Below are 21,839 nucleotides of genomic sequence, written 5' to 3' on the forward strand. Positions count from 1 at the left end.
TTCAAAATCCATTATATGGAATATTCGAAGGAAGAAATCATTGAAACCTTAGGGGTGCATTTGGAGCAGGAACATAACCTGCCACCATTGGCAGCCCGTATTTATGCCATTTTAATCTTAACGGACCAAGACGGACTCTCCTTTGAGGACTGCTTGGAAAAAAGAGGGGCCAGCAAAAGCTCCACTTCCACCTCTTTGAACCTTTTGTTGAACATGGGGGTAATTACCTATTTCACTAAACCGGGAGACAGAAGAAGGTACTTTAAAACGGCAAAGAAGAAGACATTTTTTCTCTCCAAGCTTCAAGAAAACCTGAAGCGTGTAGAAAGTGAAAAGCACATTATCACGCTGGTAATGGACTATCATAAAAAGTATAGTCCAAAAAAGTATGAAGAAGGACAGGTAAGAACCCAAGTTTATCTGGAATACGTCAACGAAAAAGAGAAGACCTTGAAAAAGACAATCAAAAAACTAGAATCAATTTTAAACGAGTAATCACTCCAACATCCATAAACGTAACAAAGCAAGTTCGTACATGAAAACAATCAAATCAATCTTAGTATCAACAGTTTCACTTTTGATTTTATCCTGTGGGGGCAAAAATCAGCAGCAAGCTGCAGCAGGCCCCCAGACCCCCTCGCTTAAAGTAAATACTTTGGAAAAGCAGGACATCACTATATACAAATCATATTCCACCAACATTCAAGGAAAACAGAATGTGGAAATATGGCCCAAAGTTTCGGGCTTTGTCCAAAATATTTATGTGGAAGAGGGCCAACAGGTAAAAAAAGGACAATTATTGTTCAAACTGGAAACACAAACGCTTTCACAAGATGCTGAAGCAGCCAAGGCTGCCGTAAATGTTGCCCAAGTAGAAGTGAACAAACTGGTCCCGCTTGTTGAAAAAAACATCATCAGCGAAGTACAATTGGAAACTGCCAAAGCCCAATTGGAACAGGCCAAAAGCAACTACAGTAGTATTACCGCCAATATTGGATACTCCAATATCGTTAGTCCCGTAAATGGGTACATCGGCGAGATTCCCTACAAAGCAGGAGCATTGGTAAGCAGTACCATGGGCGAACCATTGACCGTGGTTTCCGATATAACCGGTATTCGCGCCTATTTTTCAATGACCGAAAAGGAACTATTGGAGATGAAGAGCGAAATGGCCGATGGTGGTTCAACTGTTTCGGCCGAAAACACGCCCGAAGTGGAATTGGTAATGATCAATGGCGAAACGTATCCTCAAAAAGGAAAAATCGCCATGGTCAACAATATCATCAACCCAACAACGGGAAGCGTGACCCTACGAGCGGACTTTGACAATCCCAATTTATTGTTGAGTTCAGGAAGTACTGGAACCATCAAGGTCCCATCCACCTACGAGGACGTTTTTGTCATCTCCCAATTCGTAACTGTTGACCTGCAGGGCACCAAAATGGTGTATGTGCTGAATGATGACAATACGGTAAAAACCGTTCCCTTGAACATCGTGGCCCAAACCGATAAGGAGTTCATCGTAGCGGAAGGTTTGGAAGAAGGAAGCACTATTGTTACCGAAGGTGTATCCAAACTTAAGGATGGACAGACCATCAATCCAGTAAAGCAATAATTACCATCAATCACTTATAGAACGAATTATATATGTTCCAAAAATTTATAGATCGTCCTGTACTCTCCACAGTAATATCCGTGATCATTGTGATTTTGGGTATTCTGGGTCTGAGTACATTACCCGTAGAACAATACCCCGAGATTGCCCCACCAACGGTACAGGTAAACGCCAACTATACCGGTGCGAATGCTGAAACAGTACTGAAAAGTGTGGTTATTCCATTGGAAGAGCAAATCAACGGTGTGGAGGGCATGACCTACATGACCTCATCCGCCAGTAACGATGGTACGGCCAACATCAGTGTGTTTTTCGAGCTTGGTGTCGACCCAGATATTGCTGCGGTAAACGTACAGAATAGGGTCGCACGGGCCAATAGCTTGCTACCACAAGAGGTTATAAATACTGGTGTAACCACCCAAAAAGCACAGAACAGTGCCTTATTGTTTTTCTCTATTTTCTCCGAAAATGAGGATTACGATGCCACCTTTGTGGAAAACTATGCGAAAATCAACCTGGTTCCCCAATTACAACGAATCAAAGGGGTTGGTAACGTTAACGTATTCGGATCCAAGGATTATTCCATGCGTATTTGGATCTCTCCCGATAAAATGGCTGCCTATGATTTGGTGCCCGCTGATATTCAAGCAGCGTTGCGCGAACAGAATACCGAAGCGGCAACCGGTAAGATCGGAGAGAATGCCGATGGTATATTTGAATACGTAATGAAATACAAAGGGCGTTTGTCCGAAGTCAAGGAATATGAAAACATCATTCTTAGAACAACGGATGATGGTGGTTTCCTCCGTCTAAAAGATGTGGCCGAAATAGAACTCGGCGCACTGAGCTACGTAAGGAAAAACTCAGGTATGGGAAACCCCGGTGTTGCTGTGGGGGTGTACCAAACCTCAGGATCCAATGCCAAGGAGATCATCGATGAGATCGAAACGATTTTGGAAGAATCCAAAGCAGATTTCCCATCAGGATTGGACTATGTAATTCCGTTTAACTCCAAGGATTTCTTGGATGCTTCCATAGATCACGTGGTACAAACCTTGATCGAAGCATTTATCCTGGTATTTGTCGTGGTGTTCCTGTTCCTCCAGGATTTCAGGTCCACGTTGATTCCAGCTATTGCGGTACCCGTAGCCATTGTAGGTACTTTTTTCTTCCTGCAATTGTTCGGTTATTCCATCAACATGTTAACGCTTTTCGCCATGATCTTGGCCATTGGTATTGTTGTGGATGACGCGATTGTGGTAGTCGAGGCAGTACATGCCAAACTGGAGGATGGAGCCGATTCGGCCAAAACCGCCACCAAGAACGCAATGAGCGAAATTTCTGGGGCCATCATCTCCATTACCTTGGTCATGTCAGCGGTATTTATCCCCGTTTCCTTTATTCAAGGTTCCTCGGGAGTATTCTACCAACAGTTCGGTATTACTTTGGCGGTGGCCATTTTGATTTCGGCCGTGAACGCTTTGACGTTGAGTCCAGCCTTGGCGGCATTGTTCTTAAAGCCACATGATCATGACAAAGGGAAAAAGAAGAATTTCTTGGCCCGATTCTTTAGGGCTTTCAACGTTGGTTTTACAGCAATGACCAATAAGTACACCAACACCATTGGCACCTTGGTAAAACGTAAATGGATTACCCTTGCACTCCTATTGGGCTTTAGTGCTCTAGCTATATTCCTATTCCGTTCCACACCATCTGGGTTTGTACCCGATGAGGACCGTGGGATGATTTTTGCCAATGTGAGCATGCCCCCTGGAACAACCATTGAAAAAACGGAGGAGACCATCATGAAGCTGGATTCCATTTATGAGTCCATGGATGTAATCGATGCCAGGATGAGTGTGGCAGGTTTCAGTTTGCTGAACCGGGTAAGTGCTGGATCGTATGCTTTCTCCATTATGAAATTGAAAGACTGGAGCGAGAGGGATGCGGACTCCTTATCCGTAAACGCAACGATGCAGAAACTGTACGGAATCACAGCGGGTTTCAACGATGCACAAATCATCTATTTTACCCCTCCAAGTATCCAAGGATTCGGTACCAGCTCTGGTTTCGAAGTGCAGCTTCAGAGCAAAACAGGTGAAGATTGGAACTCCATCAACGATGTAAAGAATCAGTTTTTGGGAGCGCTAAATGCACGACCTGAAATCCAATACGCCATTTCCCAATTCGACCCTGGTTTCCCTCAGTACGACCTGGATATCGATATGGAAAAAGTGAAAATGGCCGGATTGACCGCAACTGACATATTCAATGCGCTTCAAGGTTATTTTGGAGGTATCTATGCCACCGACTTCAACAAGTTCGGGAAGCAATATCGTGTAATGATTCAGGCCAAACCTGAGGACCGTGCCAACGAAAACTCCTTGAACCACATTTTTGTCAGGAACGCCAACGGGGAATCCGTTGCGGTAAGTCAGTTTGTGGACCTCAAAAAAATATATGGTCCAGAAGTGGTACAGCGATTCAACTTGTTGAGCTCCGTGAGTATTACCGGTGTGCCCAATCCAGGGTACAGTACAGGTGATGCCATTACAGCGATTGAAGAAGTAGCGGCACAGGTGTTGCCGAATTCCTATACCTACGATTATTCCGGTTTGACAAGGGAAGAAAGTAATGCAGGTTCGCAGACCATTCTCATTTTTATCTTGAGTTTGGTATTCGTTTACTTCCTGCTGAGTGCACAGTATGAAAGTTATATTTTACCACTTTCCATATTGTTGTCGCTACCGTTTGGTATCGCAGGAGCTATCCTTTTTATCAACGTAGCTGGTTTGCAGAACAATATTTACTTCCAGATCGCACTGATCATGTTGATTGGTCTTTTGGCCAAGAATGCGATTTTGATTGTGGAGTTTGCATTGCAACGTAGACGGGCAGGGCTTTCCTTATTTGACGCTGCCGCTGATGGTGCACGTGCAAGGCTTCGTCCAATTTTGATGACATCCTTCGCATTCATCTTTGGTCTATTACCATTGGCACTTTCCTCAGGAATCGGTGCCATCGGGAACCAATCCATTGGTGTGAGTGCCGTTGGGGGAATGTTAGTGGGAACCATACTCGGTGTATTTATCATACCCGTACTATTTGTAGTGTTCCAAGCCTTGCAGGAACGTATTTCCGGCAAGCCCGAAGAACTTCAACATATTGACAACGCCTAATTATCCTTTGATCGAACAAAGTATATCATCCATGAAAATAAAATCCACATATAAACTGCTCTTGGTACTTACAGCGCCACTTTTGTTGCAATCCTGCTTTGTGGCCAAAAACTACTCAAGACCAGAAGTCGAGACAGAAAATCTCTACCGAACCGATAATCTGCCACAGGACAGCGTTTCCATGGCCGATGTATCATGGAGGGACCTATTCAATGACGAGCAATTGAAATCTTACATTGAGCAAGGTCTGGAGAACAACATAGACATCCGTATTGCGCTACAGAATGTTGTGGCCGCCGAAGCTTACGTAAAACAAGGTAAGGCCGGTTACTACCCGACGCTTTCGGGAACTGCCAGTTTTACGAGGACCAAAAACTCCCAAAACAGTCAGTTTGGTAGCTTTTTTACCAGTGCTTTGGAGCAATACGAATTGTCTGGCAGCCTTTCGTGGGAAGCCGATGTTTGGGGCAAGATAAGAAGCAATAAACGCGCCTTTGGTGCTTCATATCTGCAGAGTGTTTCTGCCCATCAAGCGGTAAAAACCAACTTGATTGCCAGCATTGCTTCCACTTATTATCAATTGTTGGCTTTGGACAAACAACTGGAAGTTTCCAAACAGACTCTGGAAGCCAGAAAGAACAGTTTGGAGACGACGGTTGCCCTGAAAGATGCAGGACAGGTAACGGAAGTTGCCGTGAAACAAACAGAAGCCCAGGTCCATACCACGGAAATCATTGTGATCGACCTTGAAAACAATATCAAATTGTTGGAAAACGCTTTTAGCATCCTCTTGGGCGAGGCACCACAAAAAATTCAAAGGGGAAGCTTGGACAATCAGGCCATTGATACGGAATTACGTACGGGAGTTCCTTATCTGTTATTGGCGAACCGTCCCGATGTGATGCAAGCGGAATATGGCCTTATCAATGCTTTTGAATTGACCAATGTGGCCAAAAGCAGTCTGTATCCATCATTGAGTTTATCCGCTTCTGGAGGATTCCAAAGCTTGGAATTTGACAATTGGTTGGATGCCAGCTCACTCTTTTCCAACTTGGTCGGCTCTTTGACACAGCCCATTTTTAACGGAAGACAGCTCCGCACCCAGATGGAAGTGGCCAAAGCACAACAACAGCAGGCCTTACTGAACTATAAACAAGCCTTGCTTACCGCAGGTAGGGAAGTTAGCGATGCGCTATACACTTACGATGCGGAAACCCAAAAATTGGAGGCTCGCTCCAAGGAGTTGGACGCCTATGCAACGGCCGAGGATTATTCGGAGGAACTGTTGAACAACGGTCTGGCCAACTATTTGGAAGTATTGACCGCAAGACAAAATGCATTGAATTCTGAACTGAACTATGTGGATTCCCAATATGCACGACTGAGTGCTATTGTGGAATTGTACAGAGCATTGGGTGGAGGTTGGAAATAAAAAAATGGTAGAGGGCAAAAACGATATACTGGTCTATGCTATAGAGAACTTCACCAAATTTGGAAGCAAGCGGTTCTCCATGGATGAATTGGCCAAAAACCTCGGTATATCCAAAAAAACGCTCTACAAGCATTTTAGTAGTAAAGAAGAATTGGTCAAGGAAAGTTTATCGTATTACTTCGGTAAAATCCGTGCCAATATCGACAACTACATGCTCAGTAATCCCAATGAAGAGCAGCCACTTATTACCATAATATACATTTACAGGCAAGGGTTGATCACTTTTCAGGAGATCAACCCTTCCTTTCTTCATGGACTCAACAAATATTACCCTAAAGCCTACAAGGTTTATTCCCAGCTAAAACACGGCATTGTTTGGGATGTTGTATGTCCACTGTTACAAAAAGCACAGCAACTCAATCAGGTTAGAAGCAACGTAAATGTTGAGTTGGTCTGTACACTTTTTTTGTCCCGAATGGAAGAAACCGTGTATTCAAAGGCCAATTTATTCGATGAATACAGCATCCACGAATTACTTGACCATATCATTATCAACAACCTACGGGGCATTCTCACTTTGGAATATCTTCAAAAAAGCCCCTTACAATAGCATCCTTTCTTAACAATTTTTCAAAAAAACCTAGGCAATTTTAACACATCTGTTCTTAATGGGTTGATTTTTACGTTTTTACCATTGTTTTTAGGAAAACGATCGCGTATTTTTAAATTCTTCTAAAACAAAAAACCAATGGGAACTACAACTAACATCAACAGACGCGATTGGATAAGAAAAAGCGTGCTTACCGCAGGTGGTGCAATGGCATTGCCTTACATAGGATTGGCTGAAACACCAAAAGCTCCATTGACCTTGGATGCCGAGGGAAATGCAGTTTACAGCCCTTTCTTTAAAGAATATTTACCGAAACCCGAAGATGCACTGCCGGAATTGGCAGCAAAACTCAATGCCAATGAGAATCCTTACGGACCATCTCCAATGGCTTTGGAAGCCTTTAAAAATTCAGCTGCCGGAGGAAACCGGTATGCTTGGAGGGAACTCTACCAATTAATCGGAAAAATCGCTGATTTTGAAGGTGTAAAGAGCAAAAACGTAATGATGGGACCTGGTTCTTCCGATTTGTTGGAAAAAACAGCTATGGTCTTCTTTATGAACGGAGGCAATGTTGTTTCCGCCGACCCAGCATACATGTCGCTTATAAGGGTAGCGGAATCCGTAGGAGCTACTTGGAAACCCGTTCCATTGAAAGATGATTGGTCTCACGACCTTAAAGCGATGGAAGAGGCTATTGACGACGAAACAAAACTGGTATACATCTGTAACCCCAATAATCCAACAGGTTCCATGACCGACCATGAAGAACTCGTGGATTTCTGCTCTAGGGTTTCAGAAAAAGTTCCTGTGTTTATCGATGAAGCCTATCTATGGTTCCTTGATGATGGGGCAAAAAAGAGTATGGTTTCTCTAGTGGAACAAGGTAAAGATGTGATCATTGCCAGAACATTCTCCAAAATACATGGTATGGCCGGTCTTCGTGTCGGATATATCGTTGCCTTGGAAGAAACCTTGGGAAGAATACAAAAAATCACTCGTGGAGGCATGGGAATCTCTTTGCCATCCATATACGCCGCAATGGCCGCAATGGACGATGAAGCATTTATAGATAAATCACGTAGCCTCAATGCCGAATGTAGGGATTATGTTTACGAAAGTCTGGAGAAACTAGGTATCACTTCGTACGTGCCTTCATCCACCAGTTTTATCATTTTCCCTATTGAAATGGAAGGTAGAGCATTTTTGGAACAGATGACCGAATTGAAGGTCGGTGTTCGTGCTTTCCAGTTTATGGACCAAAACTGGTGCCGAGTCAGTATGGGAACCATGGACGAAATGAAAACATTTACCGCTGCACTCAATAAAGTGTTGGTATAGTGGATATAGGAATTCAAAAAACCATTGTATTCCTTTTTTTCATCTTTATTGGGGTTTTACTTAAAGTTAAGTTTAAATCCAAAGAAGAGATTACAGGAATCAAAAAAGTCATTCTCAACCTAGCCTTGCCCGCAACGATTTTTATCGCATTGTTGGGTGTAAAGGTAGAGTTGCATCTATTAATATTGCCCTTGTTGGCGCTTGGGCTCAACCTACTGTTGTTTTTTTCCATGCCCTTGATATTGCCCCTTATGGGTATTGGCAAAGGGACACCGGAGTATAGAACCGCTAAGTTGCTGGTTCCCTCCTTGGCACCGGGTCTATCTTCCTTTCCATTTATCTTGGAGTTTTTGGGAGATGAGTATTTGGCCAAAGCAGCCATGTCAGATTTGGGAAACAAGGTCTTTGTACTGTTCTTTTTGTACTTGGTGGCGATGAACTGGCATTACAGCCTTCAATCCAACGAAAAAAGAAATGGTGGAACCAAGCTGAAACCATTGATCAAGGCCATGATCTCAGAACCGGTAAATGTATTTATCGGCGCAGCCTTGATTTTATTGGCATTTGGATTACACATGGATTCCTTACCTTTCTTTATGAGTGAAACACTCGAAAAACTCAGCTTAATCATGACACCTTTGGTGTTGTTGTTCATAGGGTTGGCCGTAAAGATCAAAAGGAAACAATTTTTCCAGATTTTCTCACTGTTATGTACCCGAGCAGGGCTCGTACTATTGATATCAGGAATTTTTGTGACCTTGACCGGAATTGAAGCAAGGAACGAAATATTGTTGACCATCGCTTTTGGTTTGAGTGCCTGTAGTTTTTGGCCCTATGCCCACATAGCGGCCGTGGATAGCATGGAAATGGACAAAAAATCCAAAAAGAAGACCTTTAGCAGCGACTTTGGTGTGGCAATCCTCGCATTGTCATTTCCTTTGTCAACGATGTTGATTTTAGCAACATTGAACAGCGGGTCGTTCTTTGTGAACCCATTCAATATTTTTATGATAGCCGTTGTGCTTCTTGCTGTTGGATTCAGCATCCCATTGATCAGCGGTGTCGGTAAAAAAAAATGGTCAGAGCAAAAATTAATAGATCATGAAATAAATTCTGCGGCCACTGAAAAAGCTGCCTGATTTATTAATAACATCAACTGTATGATGACCACCTGGTTTTTAAAATCAGGTGGTCATTTTCTTTTATGGATGATTTTCTTCGCCACCATCTGTTTTTAAAACAATCCTTCTGGCCGCATTGGCAATCAACCCGATGCTTAACCAATACGTGCTTAAAATAAGGATACTGGAATAGTCAAAATCCGTTTTGAATTTGGCAATGGCAATCATGGTATCTGAAAACATAAAAAGTAGAACAGCTATACCTATCCAAAGAAACTCCTTTCGTTTTTCCCTTAGGAAAAGACCGATTCCCTGCCACGCCATAAAACAAATGACCACCACATAAACCGTCACAGGGACCATGAATTGCCCCAATCCAGGCTTTAGCCAAAAGAAAAGTAACCCGCCGATAACATAGAGAGTCACAAAGGAGGCCCAATGGGACCGGAACCCTTTCAAATTTATAAATCCAAAGGCAAACAAGAGGTGCGCCATCAAAAAAGCAGCGAGTCCGAACACAAAATAAGCTGGAAACATCAAAAGTATATCTCCCATCAAACAAAATAGCAACGCAGCGAGCATGATACTTTTGAACCTAGAATGCTGGCTTTTGGGGACAACGAACAACAAAGAAATAACCAGAATAGTGGTCAACGGCTTTAAGACCAGATAAACTGTTCTATGGCCCAACAATTCCATAATCATTGCTAAAATAGCACTGACAACAATCAACATATTGATGATTGCCCCATATTTTTGGAATTGTGCTACCACGTCTTGAACGGCTTTTTGCTTAACTGGGAATTATAATATTGCACTTGACCTGTAACTTCCAGGCCCAACCAATCAGGCTTCTCAAAACGCTCCTCTTCATGCTTGAGTTCCACTTCTGCCAAAACAAGTCCTTTGTTTTCGCCCAGAAACTCATCCACCTCAAAAACATGGTTCCCAAAAGGTACTTCAAACCGTGTTTTTTCCAAAATTCCCGCCTCACAGAGGTCAATTAAATTAGTGGCTTCAGATGCGTTGATTTCTGCCTCCCATTCAAATCGTGTAGTGCCCGATTCGTTGCTGGCTCCCTTTACCGTCAAAAAACCTTTGTTTCCTTTTATTCGTACCCTAACGGTTCTGTCTGGGTCCGTATTCAAGAATCCTTGTACAATACGGGTCTGAGATGTAGCCTTTTTTTTATAGGCGTCCGACTTTACTAAAAACTTCCGTTCTATTTCCAAATGTTCCATCAAACTAAATATACCCTAAATTTGAAAATGGACTTTGATTTTCCCTTAAGAAAAATTATTCATGTGGACATGGATGCCTTTTATGCGTCCGTGGAACAGCATGACGACCCAGAGCTAAAGGGCAAGCCTATTGCTGTTGGGGGAGGGTCCAAACGTGGCGTGGTCTCCGCTGCAAGCTACGAGGCACGAAAATATGGGGTGCGAAGCGCCATGGCAGGCTCCATTGCCCGCAGAAATTGTCCTGACCTCATATTTGTAAAACCCCGGTTTGATCGCTACAAAGAAGTCTCCCAACAGATTCGAAGCATCTTTTTCGAATACACCGATTTAGTGGAGCCCCTTTCCTTGGACGAGGCCTATCTGGACGTGACGGAAAACAAAAAAGGGAACCCATCAGCAACTTTGATCGCAAAAGAAATACGGCAAAAAATACTTGAAAAAACCGGTTTGACCGCATCTGCAGGAATATCCATAAACAAGTTCATTGCGAAGGTCGCAAGTGACTACAACAAACCCAATGGCCAGAAAACGGTCAACCCAGAGGAAGTGATTGATTTTTTGGAAAACTTGGACATTCGAAAATTTTACGGTGTGGGCAAGGTCACTGCCGAAAAGATGTACCGTTTGGGAATTTTTACGGGAAAAGACCTCAAAGGAAAATCATTGGAGTTCCTCAAACAGCATTTTGGAAAAAGCGGAGGTCATTATTACAATGTGGTAAGAGGAGTCCATTTGAGCAGTGTAAAACCGCATCGCATTCCCAAATCAGTGGGGGCGGAGCGTACTTTTTTTGAAAACTTGAGCAGTGAGATCTTTATGCTTGAAAAGTTGGAAAACATTGCCAACGAACTGGAAAGAAGGCTTCAAAAATCAAAGATTGCCGGGAAAACCGTCACTTTGAAAATTAAATACAGTGATTTCACATTGCAGACCCGAAGTAAGACCCTCCCCTATTTTATCGCCAGCAAAGATTTGATTCTGGAAACGGCCAAGGAACTTTTATACCAATCCACCTTGGAAAACTCAGTTAGGTTATTGGGTATTTCTCTGGCCAACCTCAACACCGAAAAAGAAAAGGAACAGCCCACTAAAGAGTCAGTGTTGGTTCAGCTCAAATTTGATTTTTAAAAAAAGGTTGTCCGAAAGCTTTGTGTCTGTAAGGTTGATCGCAGTCGAAAACTAATATACGTTCTCGACTGCGCTCGAACTGACAAAGTCAACACTTTTAAATGTTCCAGACAACCTCTTCAATTAATTTTTGATATCCGTTTCCACTAATTTTTGATATCCGTTTCCACGGATTCTACTGCAGGTTTCTTGGGATTGCCATCGGCATCGATTTCTATGATGTCGTCAAAACCAAGTTCATCTAACTTATCAATGATTTCGGCCCTATCTCCTACCATAAACCAGTTTACCTTTCCTGGCTGTACCACTTCGTTGCTCACTTTTCTGATGTCGTCCACGGAAAGGTTCCTCACGTTCTGATCGTATTTTTGATAGTAGTCATCCGGAAGATCATAACGAACTATATTTTTTACCGAATTGTTCACTGAACTATTGGTCTCCCATTGACCAGGAAGTTTCAACACCTGATTGGTCTTTACTTTCTCCAATTCTTCACTGGTTGCGGGGCGTGTGGATGTGAACTCGGATATTTCCTTTCTTATCTCAGTCACGGATTCCGCCGTTTTGTCGGTTTGCACTGGGGCATAAACGATAAAAGGGCGCTCCTCTTTGGAACCAAGTACAAATCCTCCAGCTCCGTAGGACCAGTGTTTATCTTCCCTTAAATTCATATTGATTCGGGAAGTGAAATCCCCTCCAAGAATACTTACCATTTGTTCCAAGGCTATCTCAGAAACATCGCCATACTTTTCGGTCAAATGTCCTGCCAGAATCACTGATTGTTGGGACTCTGGTCGGTTCATTAAATACAGTGTGTTCTTGGAATTGGTCTTGGGTTCGTTGAAGGTAATGGTGGGCACATCGCCTCGCTTCCATTTGCCCAATGTTTTCTCCAACTTGGATTTCAACTCGCTCATTTCCACATCTCCTGTAACGATCAAAGTGGAGTTGTTGGGCTTGAACCAAGTGTTGTAGAACTCGACCACATCTTCCCTGGTCAACTCAGAAACAGTTTCTTCATAACCCGTTCCAGTATATGGGTTGCTGTATGGGTGGTCATCGCCGTAAAGATATTTGTTCATTACCCGAAGTGCCATGCCGATAGGTTGGGATTTCTCTTGTTTTATGTTGTTGATTTGCTCCTTTTGTAACCTATCAAACTCCTTTTGAGGGAAAACAGGGTTGAGGACCACATCCATGAACAGATCTAAACTGGCATCCAAGCTTGGTTTTAAGGTACTCATGTACACATTGGATTCATCTTGACTGGAGAAAGTGCTCAAAGATGCTCCCAACAATTGAAGTTGTTCGTTTATTTCCAAAGAGGTCATATCCTTGGTCCCTTCATCCATCAAATTCATGGCCAAACTTGCCGTTCCGGGGCTGGACAGATAATCGGTCTTGTATCCTGCATCCGCAACCAAATTTATGATTACCGTAGGTACGCCTTTTCGTTGTGCCAATACCACATCGAGTCCGTTCGAGAGTTGCATACGCTGCAATTCCGGAAATTTGGAGCTTTTAGGTGTCCCTAGTTCTGGCAACTTGCTTCTGTCTACAGAGGACTCTACAATATCATATTCAGGAAATGGTCGGCAAATCAAGATGTGCTTTCCTTTGCTAAGCCATTTTTCCGCTGTTTTCCTTAAGTCTTCGGCAGTAGCTTCTTCTACATATTCCAACTGTGTTCTGTAGTAGGATGCATCTCCGTGATACGTTTGATTGGAAGCGAGTATGTCAGAGACTCCTCCAAATCCACCAATTCGTTCCAATCCTTTGATGAAACTGGCAAAGTAACTGGCCTTAACCCTTTTGAGTTCATCCACTGTGGGGCCTTCTTTGATAAACCTTTCGATTTCGGCCTCCAGTTCCTTCTCCAGCTTTGCTGGGTCTTCTCCTTGTTTCACGTTCAAATACGTGATAAACTGGCTTGCAATTTCACTGGATGATTGAAAAGAAACCGCGGAACTGGCCGATTGATCTTGGTAGATGAACTTTTGGTACAATCTTGAATTCTTCCCACTGCTCAATATAGCGGAAATCAAATCAAAATGAAGGTCTTCCTCTGAGCCAAAGGGAGGTGTGTTCCACGCAAAAAGCACTCTGGTCTCGGGTACACGGTCTTGGTATTCTTGACGTGAATCGTAAATCTTATTGGGAATGTTTACCTCTTGCCGTTCCACTGTCGGGCCTGAGGGTATGTCACCAAAATACTTGATCACTTTTTGATGCACTTCTTCTGCATCAATATCCCCTGCCACGGCAACTACCGCATTGGCAGCACCGTAATAGGATTTGAACCATTCTTGAACGTCTTCCAATGAGGCTGCGTTCAAATCTTCCATTTCGCCGATAACGGTCCAGGAATATGGATGTCCTTTAGGGTACATGGCCTTGGTCAAATAATCCCACTGCATTCCGTAAGGCTGGTTTTCCCCTTGTCTTTTCTCATTCTGAACAACGCCTCGCTGTTCATCCAGTTTTTCCTGGTCAATGGCTCCCAACAAGTGTCCCATCCGGTCAGATTCCAAAAACAACACTTGATCCAAAGCGGAAACAGGCACGTTCTGAAAATAGTTGGTCCGATCGTTGTTCGTAGTCCCGTTTAGGTCGGTTCCCCCAATGCTTTCCAAAGCTTGGAAATAATCGGTGTTGTAGTTTTCACTTCCGTTGAACATTAAATGCTCAAAAAGGTGGGCAAAACCACTTTTCCCCGGTTTTTCGTTTTTTGATCCTACATGGTACCAAACGTTTACCGCCGCAATGGGTGCTTTATGGTCCTCGTGAACCAAGAGCGTAAGGCCGTTTTTAAGTGTATACTTTTTGTAATCGATGTCAATGTCATCTGCTTTAAACTGAAATCCTTGTCCAAAGCCCACGGAGCAGGACAAAAGGCCCACAATAGAGGCCAGAAGTAACTTTTTCATTTAGGTAGTGTTTTAATTTGATTGATAATAATGAACAATACAATATAGGAAATTGTTTGCAACAAACACCATTTTAAACAGTTAGCTTAGGAAAAAGCTTTCTTCCTAAAGAAAAAACACCCCTTTTTAATCTAAAAAAGTTGGTTTTACCGTCATCAGGGTATCTGTTTAATTGCTCGGCCCAATATTTCTTTATTACTTTGTAATGCCATCGACCACCATTAACTCTATTCTTACTGATTTTATGCAACGAAATAAATTGCACGAGCACATCATATCCTCAGCGGGAGATCTTTTCTATTCCCAAGGATATAATTCAACGGGGGTCAACGAAATCATAAACAAATGCGATATAGCAAAAGCCACGCTGTACAGTCATTTTAAATCCAAGGAGGATATCTGTGTGGCTTATCTGAATCAGCGTCACAGTGCTTTCATGGACAGGCTTAAAAGCTATGTTGAAGACAGAAATGAAAGCAGGAGCCAACTATTGGCCATTTTTGATTTGTTACGGGACATGTACCTCGAAGAGAATTTTCAGGGCTGTTGGGGGCTTAAGACATTAGGGGAATTATCTCCGGACCAAACCATGATTCTTAACGTGATTCAGCAACAAAAAAAGGAACTGCTCCTTTTTTTGGGTGAGATTGTAGGCGATACCATTTCCAATTTGTCCAAAGCGGAAACGGAAAAAATATCGGGAGGACTTTATCTTTTGTACGAAAGTGCCGTTACCGAAAGCCATTTGTTTAAAAACGACTGGCCCATTTTTATGGCCAAAAGTATAGCCCCTGCACTGTACCAAGATGTGGAGTTGAAATAAAGGAAAATGTCAGTTCGAGAGCAGTCGAGAACTATGTATGCCTTGTTTTGACAAAACGACTCGACTGCGCCCGATGTGACATTCATATCAGTAATGTTGATATTTATTACCTAAATTTTCATTAGGCTCCTACAGCTTCCAAGGGTTGTGCCACTGGAAAATCAACAGGGACTTTTGTAGTGCTGTGTACGTAGTTGGAGATGGTTTTATCTCCCACTAAAACGATAGTATCAATGAGGTTTTCCTTGGTCCATCCTGCAGCGAAGAAATCATCTACCACTTGTTCGTCTGTTGCACCCCTGTTTTCCGTAATGTTTTTGGCCAATTTTGCCAAAGCATCCAATTTCGCATCAAAAGAGGCTTTGCCCGCTCTCAATTCCAAAATCTGCTCATCCGTAAAACCGTTCATTTTTCCAATAGCAGTGTGTGCGGATAAACAATAGATACAGTTGTTCACTTGGCTCACTGCCAAATTCACGACTTCTTTTTCCTTGGCCTTCAATGAAGTTTTGGCATTGGAAAGGCCTAAATAATTACCCAAGGCATTTTCTGAATGGGCATAGGTGGCAAAAAGGTTGGGAACAAAGCCCACTGCTTTTTCCAAGTTGTCAAAAATAGCCTGATTGGCCGCACTTACTTCTTCTCTTTTAGGTACATTGATTGTGCTCATAATTGTAATTTTTAATATGAATTGTTGTTAAATGGATTAATACGTCTGTACAAAAGGTTGCTCTGCATCACAATAGAAATCGTGATGGTACTTTTGCTCACAGTGTTCCGAAACCGTTACGGTAGGCGCATCGGTTTTCTGTGATGTTCTGAAAATCTCAATGAGATTGAAAATGGATTTTTCCGTGGGTTTCATCTTTTATCTGTTTTTTAATTACAGGGCAAAGATGCCCCCAAAAGAGGGGTGGGTGTTAGGAAGGATTTCCCGACGGCTTGACCAATTTTCCCTTAGGCCACCAAAAGCAGGTTTTCACGGTATTCCGACGGGGTCATTTGGGTCATTTTTTTAAAAAAACGACTAAAATGAGCAGGGTCGTTAAAGCCAAGTTCAAAGGCTATTTCCTGATTTTGCTTGTCCGTGAAGTTGATAAGTCGCTTGGCCTCCAAAGCAATTCGCTCCAGAATGATCTGTTGGGGGGATTTTTGATTGTAGATCGCAAAAAGGTTGGAAAGTGTTTTGGGTGACTTGTGCAGCAAATCAGCACAATCCCCCACCTTGCGTTTTGTCTTAAAATGCATATCCACCAAAAAGTTGAATCTTCGGATGGTATCAATTTGTTCGTTCCCAAGTGTTTTTACAATGAGTTGTTCCTTGGCCAAACGCGTGCTCATGATAATCAATCTTTTGAGGAGCATTTGAAGCATATCGCCTTGGATATTGTCCGGTGTGGAGAATTCTTCAATGAACATATCGTGCAATAGATTGAACTTGCTCAATTGTTCCTGTGGAATGGTAATGATCGGGATGTCCTGTGTTCCAAAAAACAGGATTCCATTACAAGACACCTCACTATCATGATCTGATATACAATAAAACTCCCTGTTGAAAAGTATGGCCGATAGCGGCAAATGGGTTTGAACATAGGAAACATACTGTAGATAGGTTACGGTAATCATTTGGTCGGGCAACAATTCCAAATCCATTCCATCTATCTGAATGGTTAGTGGGCAATTGTTCCTATTCCACAAAAATTTGATGGTCCTGGAGGTTATGGAGAATCGTTCCTCATCCCTTTTGATATCATCTGTAAACCCTAAAATGGCCCCTAACCTGGAATCGTTGTACTCGTGTCTCATGAATAAATTGCTCGGTTGTTGAGCCATTAGTCCCTCTTGGCCATCCTTACTTACAATATAGACGGCCTTTCTTCCTATTTTGGGCCAATAAAAAAGGCGTGCATAAAAAATGTACGCCTTTTAAATTTTTTTGATTAAAAACTGTTAGAAATTACAGCTTTCTATTTCTGTTACACGCAAGGTGTTTACCATCCCTTTTTCCTTGATAGGCATGGCCGCCAGGCTTATTAGCATATCTCCCACGTCGAGGAATCCTTTTTTGCAGGCTATCTGGTTCACATCTTCAATAGTTTGGTCCGTAGACACAAATTTATCGTAATAGAATGCTTTTACGCCCCATAAAAGGTTCAACTGGGTCAATATTCTTTTATTCGATGTAAACACCAAAATATGTGCAGCCGGTCTCCAAGCTGAAATCTGGAAAGCGGTGTATCCACTATTGGTCAATGTGGAAATGGCCTTTGCGGAGATTTCGTTGGCCATAAGGGCCGCATGGTAACAAACTGACTTGGTAATATATCTTTTGGAACGAATATGTGGTGGGTTCTGAGGCACTTTGATCAAGCTGGAATTTTCAACGCTCGTTACTATGCTTGCCATTTTCTCAATTACCTGCACGGGATAGTTACCAACAGAGGTTTCCCCAGAAAGCATTACAGCATCGGCACCGTCCATTACGGAATTGGCCACGTCATTAACCTCAGCTCTTGTTGGAGTTAAACTGGTAATCATGGTTTCCATCATCTGGGTGGCTATGATTACTGGAATTCTACCTTTTTTGGCACTCAAAACCAATTTTTTCTGAACCAATGGAACTTCTTGTGCCGGTATCTCCACACCCAAGTCGCCACGAGCCACCATAAGTCCGTCCGAGGCCTTAACGATTTCGTCTATATTTTCCAGCGCTTCCGGCTTTTCGATTTTGGAAATCACAGGGATTTTGTGCTCTGTGTGCTCCTTGATCAAGTTATGGAGATCATATAAATCTTGTGCATGGCGCACAAACGATAATGCAATCCAGTCAACGTCTTGTCCAATGGCAAAAATGGCGTCCTTAATGTCCTTTTTGGTAAGAGCTGGCAAAGAAATATTCGTGTTCGGAAGGTTTACCCCTTTTTTGGATTTCAAGGGACCTCCTTGAATAACCGTAGCTACCACCTCATTATCTCCATTGGTTGATTTCACTTCAAAAATCAGCTTTCCATCATCCAGCAAAATTCGTTCTCCGGCTTTTACATCCCTTGGAAAACTTTGGTAGTTCATGTATACTCTTTCGGCCGTGCCCTCAAAAGGCTCTCCTGTAACAAAAGTAACTTCATCCCCAGGGGAAACTATGGCCTCACCGCCCATTACACCGACCCTTAGTTTAGGGCCTTGTAAATCGGCAAGTATGGCTGTGTTGATTTCCAACTCCTCATTGAGCTCCCTTATCATTTTGATTCGTTCGGCAACATCTTCGTAAGCAGCGTGGGAAAAATTGATTCTAAACACATCCACACCGGCCAGGATCATTTCCTTAAGAACTTCCTTTTTACTGGTGGCGGGCCCCAGGGTCGCTACAATTTTAGTCTTCTTTCTAGTTGGCATTTTTAAAAGATTAAATTTCTTTTTGATTTTAAGTTTGTCGTGTCCAATGGATATGCGGTAATTACCTTGGCTATTTGGTTTATGGATTTTATTTTTTGGGCAAACATGGTTTCATCCGCTGCATCAACCTTCAAAAAATAGTCCACTTCCTTACGCTCTCTCACTAGGTAATCGGTTCTCTTGGAAATATTGTTCTCAAAAAGTCCCAATGAAGGAACCTCTTCCTCAACTTCGCACTTGTTCGAAATCAGCGTCCAGTATTCATCGTTTATCTCATCGTCCCAATCAAATACGGAGAAAGACATTTGATCGTCCAGATGCAGGTCTTTTTCCATACGTTTTAAGTACAGCCCACAGGTGGAATTTATGGCATAGGTAATGGCATAATCTTCCAAGTTACTGTGTATGGCGATAAGAGAAAAACCATCATCGTAGAGGTCTGCCGATATCTTATGCGTTGTTAACATGCCCATAACACGAACGGTAAATATAGGCTTAATCCAATTGAATGCCTAGTTTATACAAAACAATACACTTCTAAAACAAGCGAAAACGTTTGAGTTTACCATTATTTAAAGTTACTTGTTTTCAATCTTGTTCTGCAATGCAAAATAGGCTCGTTTGGATGCCTTTTCCTCTGCTTTTTTCTTTGATGTTGCTCTTGCCTTGGCGAGCATTCTGTCCCCAATGGTAAGTTTTACAGCAAAATGTTTCAGCTCATCATTGCCGGTGTCCTCATACACATTGAAATTGAAAGGTTTTTTCTCTTTCTGGCACCATTCGATCACCAAACTCTTATAGCTGATGACCTTGCCCTCGAGCTGCTCAATGTCCACATACGGTTCTATTACCCGATCATCTATAAACTTTTCGCAGTAGGCATAGCCCCTATCCAGATAGATCGCTCCCACTAGGGCTTCAAATACATTCCCGTGAATATTTTCCCCGAAATGTTCTTTGGGAATCCTACTTTCCACATACTTCAACAGTCCCAAATCCTTACCCAGTTCGTTCAAGTGCTTTCTACTGACCACCTTGGAACGCATTTTTGTAAGATAGCCCTCATCTCCTTCAGGAACTTCGTTGTACAGATATTTTGAAATGATGGTCCCCAACATAGAGTCGCCCAAAAATTCCAAACGCTCGTAGTTGACCGGATTGCCTTCTGCATCCTTTTTATTCATGGACCTGTGCAGGAATGCTGTTTTGTAGATTTCCAGATTCTTGGGTTTAAATCCGAGAATTCTTTTCATACCCAAAAAAAAATCCCCATCCGTGCTCGGATGGGAATTGAATATTTTGGAGGTAAGTTTCATGTTACAAAACTATCCTATTTTTTTGAAAACCAAACATGCATTGTGCCCTCCAAAGCCAAATGTATTGCTCATGGCCACTTTTACCTCACGTTCTTGTGCCTTGTTCAAGGTCAAATTCAACGAAGGATCTATTTGCTCATCAACCGTACTATGGTTGATGGTTGGAGGCACCAAATTATGTTCCATGGCCAAAATGGAAGCAATGGCTTCAATGGCTCCAGCTGCACCCAATAAGTGCCCTGTCATGGATTTGGTGGAATTGATGTTGATTTCCTTTGCATGGTCTCCGAACACTTTGGAAATGGCCTTGAGCTCAGCTACGTCTCCTAGTGGCGTGGAAGTTCCATGTGTATTGATAGCATCAACGTCTTCAGGTTTAAGTCCTGCATTGTCCAAACAATTTTTCATTACTTGAACCACTCCGATACCTTCTGGATGGGGTGCTGTCATGTGATAGGCATCACTGGACAATCCTCCACCCAAGACCTCGGCATATATTTTTGCGCCACGGGCTTTGGCATGTTCGTATTCCTCAAGAATCAAAGCTCCACCGCCTTCTCCCAATACAAATCCATCACGTGTGGCGTCGAAAGGTCTGGATGCGGTTTCAGGGCTTTCATTTCTGGTGGATAGTGCATGCATGGCATTGAATCCACCCATACCGGCGATGGTCACTGCAGCTTCACTACCTCCCGTTACGATAACGTCGCAATGGCCCAAACGAATATAGTTGAGCGCATCGATCATAGCATTGGCCGAAGAGGCGCATGCAGAAACCGTAGTGTAGTTAGGTCCCATAAATCCATGTTTTATGGATATGTTTCCTGGTGCTATATCGGCAATCATTTTAGGAATAAAGAAAGGATTGAAACGAGGGGTGCCATCACCTTCGGCATACCCTATCACTTCATTCTGGAAAGTTTCCAATCCGCCTATTCCTGCTCCCCATACAACACCTACCCTAAACTTGTCCACTACGTTCAAGTCTATTCCAGAGTCCGCTATGGCTTCGTCGGAAGATACCAAGGCATATTGGGCAAATCTGTCCAATTTCCTGGCTTCCTTACGATCGAAAAAATCGGAAGGATCGTACCCTTTAAGCTCGCAAGCAAACTTTGTCTTAAATTTCTCGGTGTCGAAATAAGTAATGGGGGCAGAACCGCTCTTACCGGTCCGTAGTCCTTCCCAATAAGCTTCCAAATTGTTACCGATGGGCGTTAACGCTCCCATTCCAGTAACTACAACTCGCTTTAACTGCATTGAACTATTTTTTTACCCTTTAGACGTAAATTATAAAAAAAATTATCCATGTGATAATAACCACATGGATAATTTATAATCTTTAGCGATATATCATATAATTACTTAGCTTCTTCGATGTAGCTAATGGCCTGACCAACAGTGGCAATGTTCTCTGCTTGGTCATCTGGTATCTGAATATCAAATTCTTTCTCAAACTCCATGATAAGTTCAACAGTGTCCAAGGAATCCGCTCCTAAGTCGTTGGTAAAGCTAGCTTCTGCAACTACTTCATTTTCATCTACACCTAGTTTATCAACGATGATAGCCTTTACTCTTGATGCAATGTCTGACATAATTATTGTGGTTTTAAAAATTTAAATCGTTGGCAAAAATATAAAACTTTGGATTAAATACACCATTTGTCGATAAAATGTGCTTCAAATTAAACATCTTAAAATACTGTGCCTTACTTTA

Annotated in this window: 20 protein-coding genes; 9 read left to right on the forward strand and 11 right to left on the reverse strand. The window is 42.6% G+C overall.

All coding sequences use genetic code 11. From position 1 onward, the window contains the following. The first annotated feature begins 15 nt into the window (after window positions 1-15). From EO132_RS01835 to EO132_RS01865, 7 genes are all read left to right on the forward strand, one after another. Window positions 16-495: a GbsR/MarR family transcriptional regulator gene (locus tag EO132_RS01835; RefSeq protein WP_127136347.1), complete on the forward strand. Its 480-nt coding sequence runs from the start codon at window positions 16-18 to the stop codon at window positions 493-495. 40 nt (window positions 496-535) lie between these two features. Beyond that, window positions 536-1,615: an efflux RND transporter periplasmic adaptor subunit gene (locus EO132_RS01840; RefSeq protein WP_127136348.1), complete on the forward strand. Its 1,080-nt coding sequence runs from the start codon at window positions 536-538 to the stop codon at window positions 1,613-1,615. A gap of 32 nt (window positions 1,616-1,647) precedes the next feature. Then, window positions 1,648-4,794 carry an efflux RND transporter permease subunit gene (locus EO132_RS01845; protein ID WP_127136349.1) on the forward strand — a complete coding sequence of 1,049 codons (3,147 nt, stop codon included), beginning with the start codon at window positions 1,648-1,650 and terminating at the stop codon, window positions 4,792-4,794. Window positions 4,795-4,825: 31 nt separating this feature from the next. Further along, window positions 4,826-6,226 carry an efflux transporter outer membrane subunit gene (locus EO132_RS01850; RefSeq protein ID WP_127136350.1) on the forward strand — a complete coding sequence of 467 codons (1,401 nt, stop codon included), beginning with the start codon at window positions 4,826-4,828 and terminating at the stop codon, window positions 6,224-6,226. A gap of 4 nt (window positions 6,227-6,230) precedes the next feature. After that, entirely contained in the window at window positions 6,231-6,836 is a 606-nt protein-coding gene (locus EO132_RS01855) for a TetR/AcrR family transcriptional regulator (RefSeq protein WP_127136351.1), read from the forward strand. Between the two features lie 138 nt (window positions 6,837-6,974). Then, window positions 6,975-8,174: a pyridoxal phosphate-dependent aminotransferase gene (locus EO132_RS01860; RefSeq protein ID WP_127136352.1), complete on the forward strand. Its 1,200-nt coding sequence runs from the start codon at window positions 6,975-6,977 to the stop codon at window positions 8,172-8,174. Beyond that, window positions 8,174-9,313, forward strand: a complete 1,140-nt coding sequence (locus tag EO132_RS01865; RefSeq protein ID WP_127136353.1) for an AEC family transporter — start codon at window positions 8,174-8,176, stop codon at window positions 9,311-9,313. The genes EO132_RS01860 and EO132_RS01865 overlap by 1 nt, the downstream gene beginning before the upstream one ends. A gap of 63 nt (window positions 9,314-9,376) precedes the next feature. On the opposite strand, the gene EO132_RS01870 is transcribed toward EO132_RS01865, so the two are convergent. Both EO132_RS01870 and EO132_RS01875 read right to left on the reverse strand, forming a co-directional pair. Beyond that, window positions 9,377-10,069, reverse strand: a complete 693-nt coding sequence (locus EO132_RS01870; RefSeq protein WP_127136354.1) for a lysoplasmalogenase — start codon at window positions 10,067-10,069, stop codon at window positions 9,377-9,379. Further along, window positions 10,063-10,536, reverse strand: coding sequence for a CYTH domain-containing protein (locus EO132_RS01875; protein WP_127136355.1), 474 nt, complete (start codon window positions 10,534-10,536; stop codon window positions 10,063-10,065). Before EO132_RS01875 ends, EO132_RS01870 begins: the two co-directional genes overlap by 7 nt. Window positions 10,537-10,563: 27 nt before the next feature. Here EO132_RS01875 and dinB point away from each other — a divergent pair, with 27 nt between their 5' ends. Next, entirely contained in the window at window positions 10,564-11,664 is a 1,101-nt protein-coding gene (gene dinB / locus EO132_RS01880) for a DNA polymerase IV (RefSeq protein ID WP_127136356.1), read from the forward strand. Between the two features lie 146 nt (window positions 11,665-11,810). Here dinB and EO132_RS01885 read toward each other — a convergent pair whose 3' ends face one another. Continuing rightward, complete coding sequence (locus EO132_RS01885; protein ID WP_127136357.1) at window positions 11,811-14,591, reverse strand: M16 family metallopeptidase; 2,781 nt, start codon at window positions 14,589-14,591, stop codon at window positions 11,811-11,813. A gap of 244 nt (window positions 14,592-14,835) precedes the next feature. Between EO132_RS01885 and EO132_RS01890 the strand changes: the two genes are divergently transcribed. Continuing rightward, window positions 14,836-15,414, forward strand: a complete 579-nt coding sequence (locus EO132_RS01890; RefSeq protein WP_127136358.1) for a TetR/AcrR family transcriptional regulator — start codon at window positions 14,836-14,838, stop codon at window positions 15,412-15,414. A gap of 121 nt (window positions 15,415-15,535) precedes the next feature. Here EO132_RS01890 and EO132_RS01895 read toward each other — a convergent pair whose 3' ends face one another. The 8 genes from EO132_RS01895 to EO132_RS01925 all read right to left on the reverse strand — a co-directional run bounded on the left by EO132_RS01895 (window position 15,536) and on the right by EO132_RS01925 (window position 21,718). Next, entirely contained in the window at window positions 15,536-16,084 is a 549-nt protein-coding gene (locus EO132_RS01895) for a carboxymuconolactone decarboxylase family protein (RefSeq protein ID WP_127136359.1), read from the reverse strand. Window positions 16,085-16,120: 36 nt separating this feature from the next. Continuing rightward, window positions 16,121-16,279, reverse strand: coding sequence for a hypothetical protein (locus EO132_RS19135; protein WP_164732260.1), 159 nt, complete (start codon window positions 16,277-16,279; stop codon window positions 16,121-16,123). 92 nt (window positions 16,280-16,371) lie between these two features. Beyond that, complete coding sequence (locus tag EO132_RS01900) at window positions 16,372-17,220, reverse strand: helix-turn-helix domain-containing protein (protein ID WP_127136442.1); 849 nt, start codon at window positions 17,218-17,220, stop codon at window positions 16,372-16,374. A gap of 144 nt (window positions 17,221-17,364) precedes the next feature. Continuing rightward, complete coding sequence (gene pyk, locus EO132_RS01905; protein ID WP_127136360.1) at window positions 17,365-18,807, reverse strand: pyruvate kinase; 1,443 nt, start codon at window positions 18,805-18,807, stop codon at window positions 17,365-17,367. 2 nt (window positions 18,808-18,809) lie between these two features. Beyond that, window positions 18,810-19,280, reverse strand: coding sequence for an IPExxxVDY family protein (locus tag EO132_RS01910; RefSeq protein ID WP_127136361.1), 471 nt, complete (start codon window positions 19,278-19,280; stop codon window positions 18,810-18,812). Between the two features lie 105 nt (window positions 19,281-19,385). Continuing rightward, entirely contained in the window at window positions 19,386-20,123 is a 738-nt protein-coding gene (gene rnc / locus EO132_RS01915; RefSeq protein ID WP_127136362.1) for a ribonuclease III, read from the reverse strand. Between the two features lie 9 nt (window positions 20,124-20,132). Further along, complete coding sequence (gene fabF / locus EO132_RS01920) at window positions 20,133-21,383, reverse strand: beta-ketoacyl-ACP synthase II (protein WP_127136363.1); 1,251 nt, start codon at window positions 21,381-21,383, stop codon at window positions 20,133-20,135. Window positions 21,384-21,484: 101 nt separating this feature from the next. Next, a complete protein-coding gene (locus EO132_RS01925; RefSeq protein ID WP_009778413.1) occupies window positions 21,485-21,718 on the reverse strand; it encodes an acyl carrier protein in 234 nt (77 codons plus the stop codon). Between the last annotated feature and the right edge of the window lie 121 nt (window positions 21,719-21,839).

The organism is Flagellimonas oceanensis, from assembly GCF_003992595.1.
In the GTDB taxonomy this organism is placed as follows: domain Bacteria; phylum Bacteroidota; class Bacteroidia; order Flavobacteriales; family Flavobacteriaceae; genus Flagellimonas; species Flagellimonas oceanensis.

What these genes read in the sequence shown, in the direction of transcription:
- EO132_RS01895 (WP_127136359.1), bottom strand. Translation starts at nt 16,084, where the DNA reads ATGAGCACAATCAATGTACCTAAAAGAGAAGAAGTAAGTGCGGCCAAT.
- rnc (WP_127136362.1), bottom strand. Translation starts at nt 20,123, where the DNA reads ATGAAACTTACCTCCAAAATATTCAATTCCCATCCGAGCACGGATGGG.
- EO132_RS01885 (WP_127136357.1), bottom strand. Translation starts at nt 14,591, where the DNA reads ATGAAAAAGTTACTTCTGGCCTCTATTGTGGGCCTTTTGTCCTGCTCC.
- EO132_RS01900 (WP_127136442.1), bottom strand. Translation starts at nt 17,220, where the DNA reads ATGAGACACGAGTACAACGATTCCAGGTTAGGGGCCATTTTAGGGTTT.
- EO132_RS01875 (WP_127136355.1), bottom strand. Translation starts at nt 10,536, where the DNA reads ATGGAACATTTGGAAATAGAACGGAAGTTTTTAGTAAAGTCGGACGCC.
- EO132_RS01850 (WP_127136350.1), top strand. Translation starts at nt 4,826, where the DNA reads ATGAAAATAAAATCCACATATAAACTGCTCTTGGTACTTACAGCGCCA.
- dinB (WP_127136356.1), top strand. Translation starts at nt 10,564, where the DNA reads ATGGACTTTGATTTTCCCTTAAGAAAAATTATTCATGTGGACATGGAT.
- EO132_RS01925 (WP_009778413.1), bottom strand. Translation starts at nt 21,718, where the DNA reads ATGTCAGACATTGCATCAAGAGTAAAGGCTATCATCGTTGATAAACTA.
- EO132_RS01890 (WP_127136358.1), top strand. Translation starts at nt 14,836, where the DNA reads ATGCAACGAAATAAATTGCACGAGCACATCATATCCTCAGCGGGAGAT.
- fabF (WP_127136363.1), bottom strand. Translation starts at nt 21,383, where the DNA reads ATGCAGTTAAAGCGAGTTGTAGTTACTGGAATGGGAGCGTTAACGCCC.
- EO132_RS01910 (WP_127136361.1), bottom strand. Translation starts at nt 19,280, where the DNA reads ATGGGCATGTTAACAACGCATAAGATATCGGCAGACCTCTACGATGAT.
- EO132_RS01855 (WP_127136351.1), top strand. Translation starts at nt 6,231, where the DNA reads ATGGTAGAGGGCAAAAACGATATACTGGTCTATGCTATAGAGAACTTC.
- EO132_RS01860 (WP_127136352.1), top strand. Translation starts at nt 6,975, where the DNA reads ATGGGAACTACAACTAACATCAACAGACGCGATTGGATAAGAAAAAGC.
- pyk (WP_127136360.1), bottom strand. Translation starts at nt 18,807, where the DNA reads ATGCCAACTAGAAAGAAGACTAAAATTGTAGCGACCCTGGGGCCCGCC.
- EO132_RS19135 (WP_164732260.1), bottom strand. Translation starts at nt 16,279, where the DNA reads ATGAAACCCACGGAAAAATCCATTTTCAATCTCATTGAGATTTTCAGA.
- EO132_RS01835 (WP_127136347.1), top strand. Translation starts at nt 16, where the DNA reads ATGGAATATTCGAAGGAAGAAATCATTGAAACCTTAGGGGTGCATTTG.
- EO132_RS01840 (WP_127136348.1), top strand. Translation starts at nt 536, where the DNA reads ATGAAAACAATCAAATCAATCTTAGTATCAACAGTTTCACTTTTGATT.
- EO132_RS01845 (WP_127136349.1), top strand. Translation starts at nt 1,648, where the DNA reads ATGTTCCAAAAATTTATAGATCGTCCTGTACTCTCCACAGTAATATCC.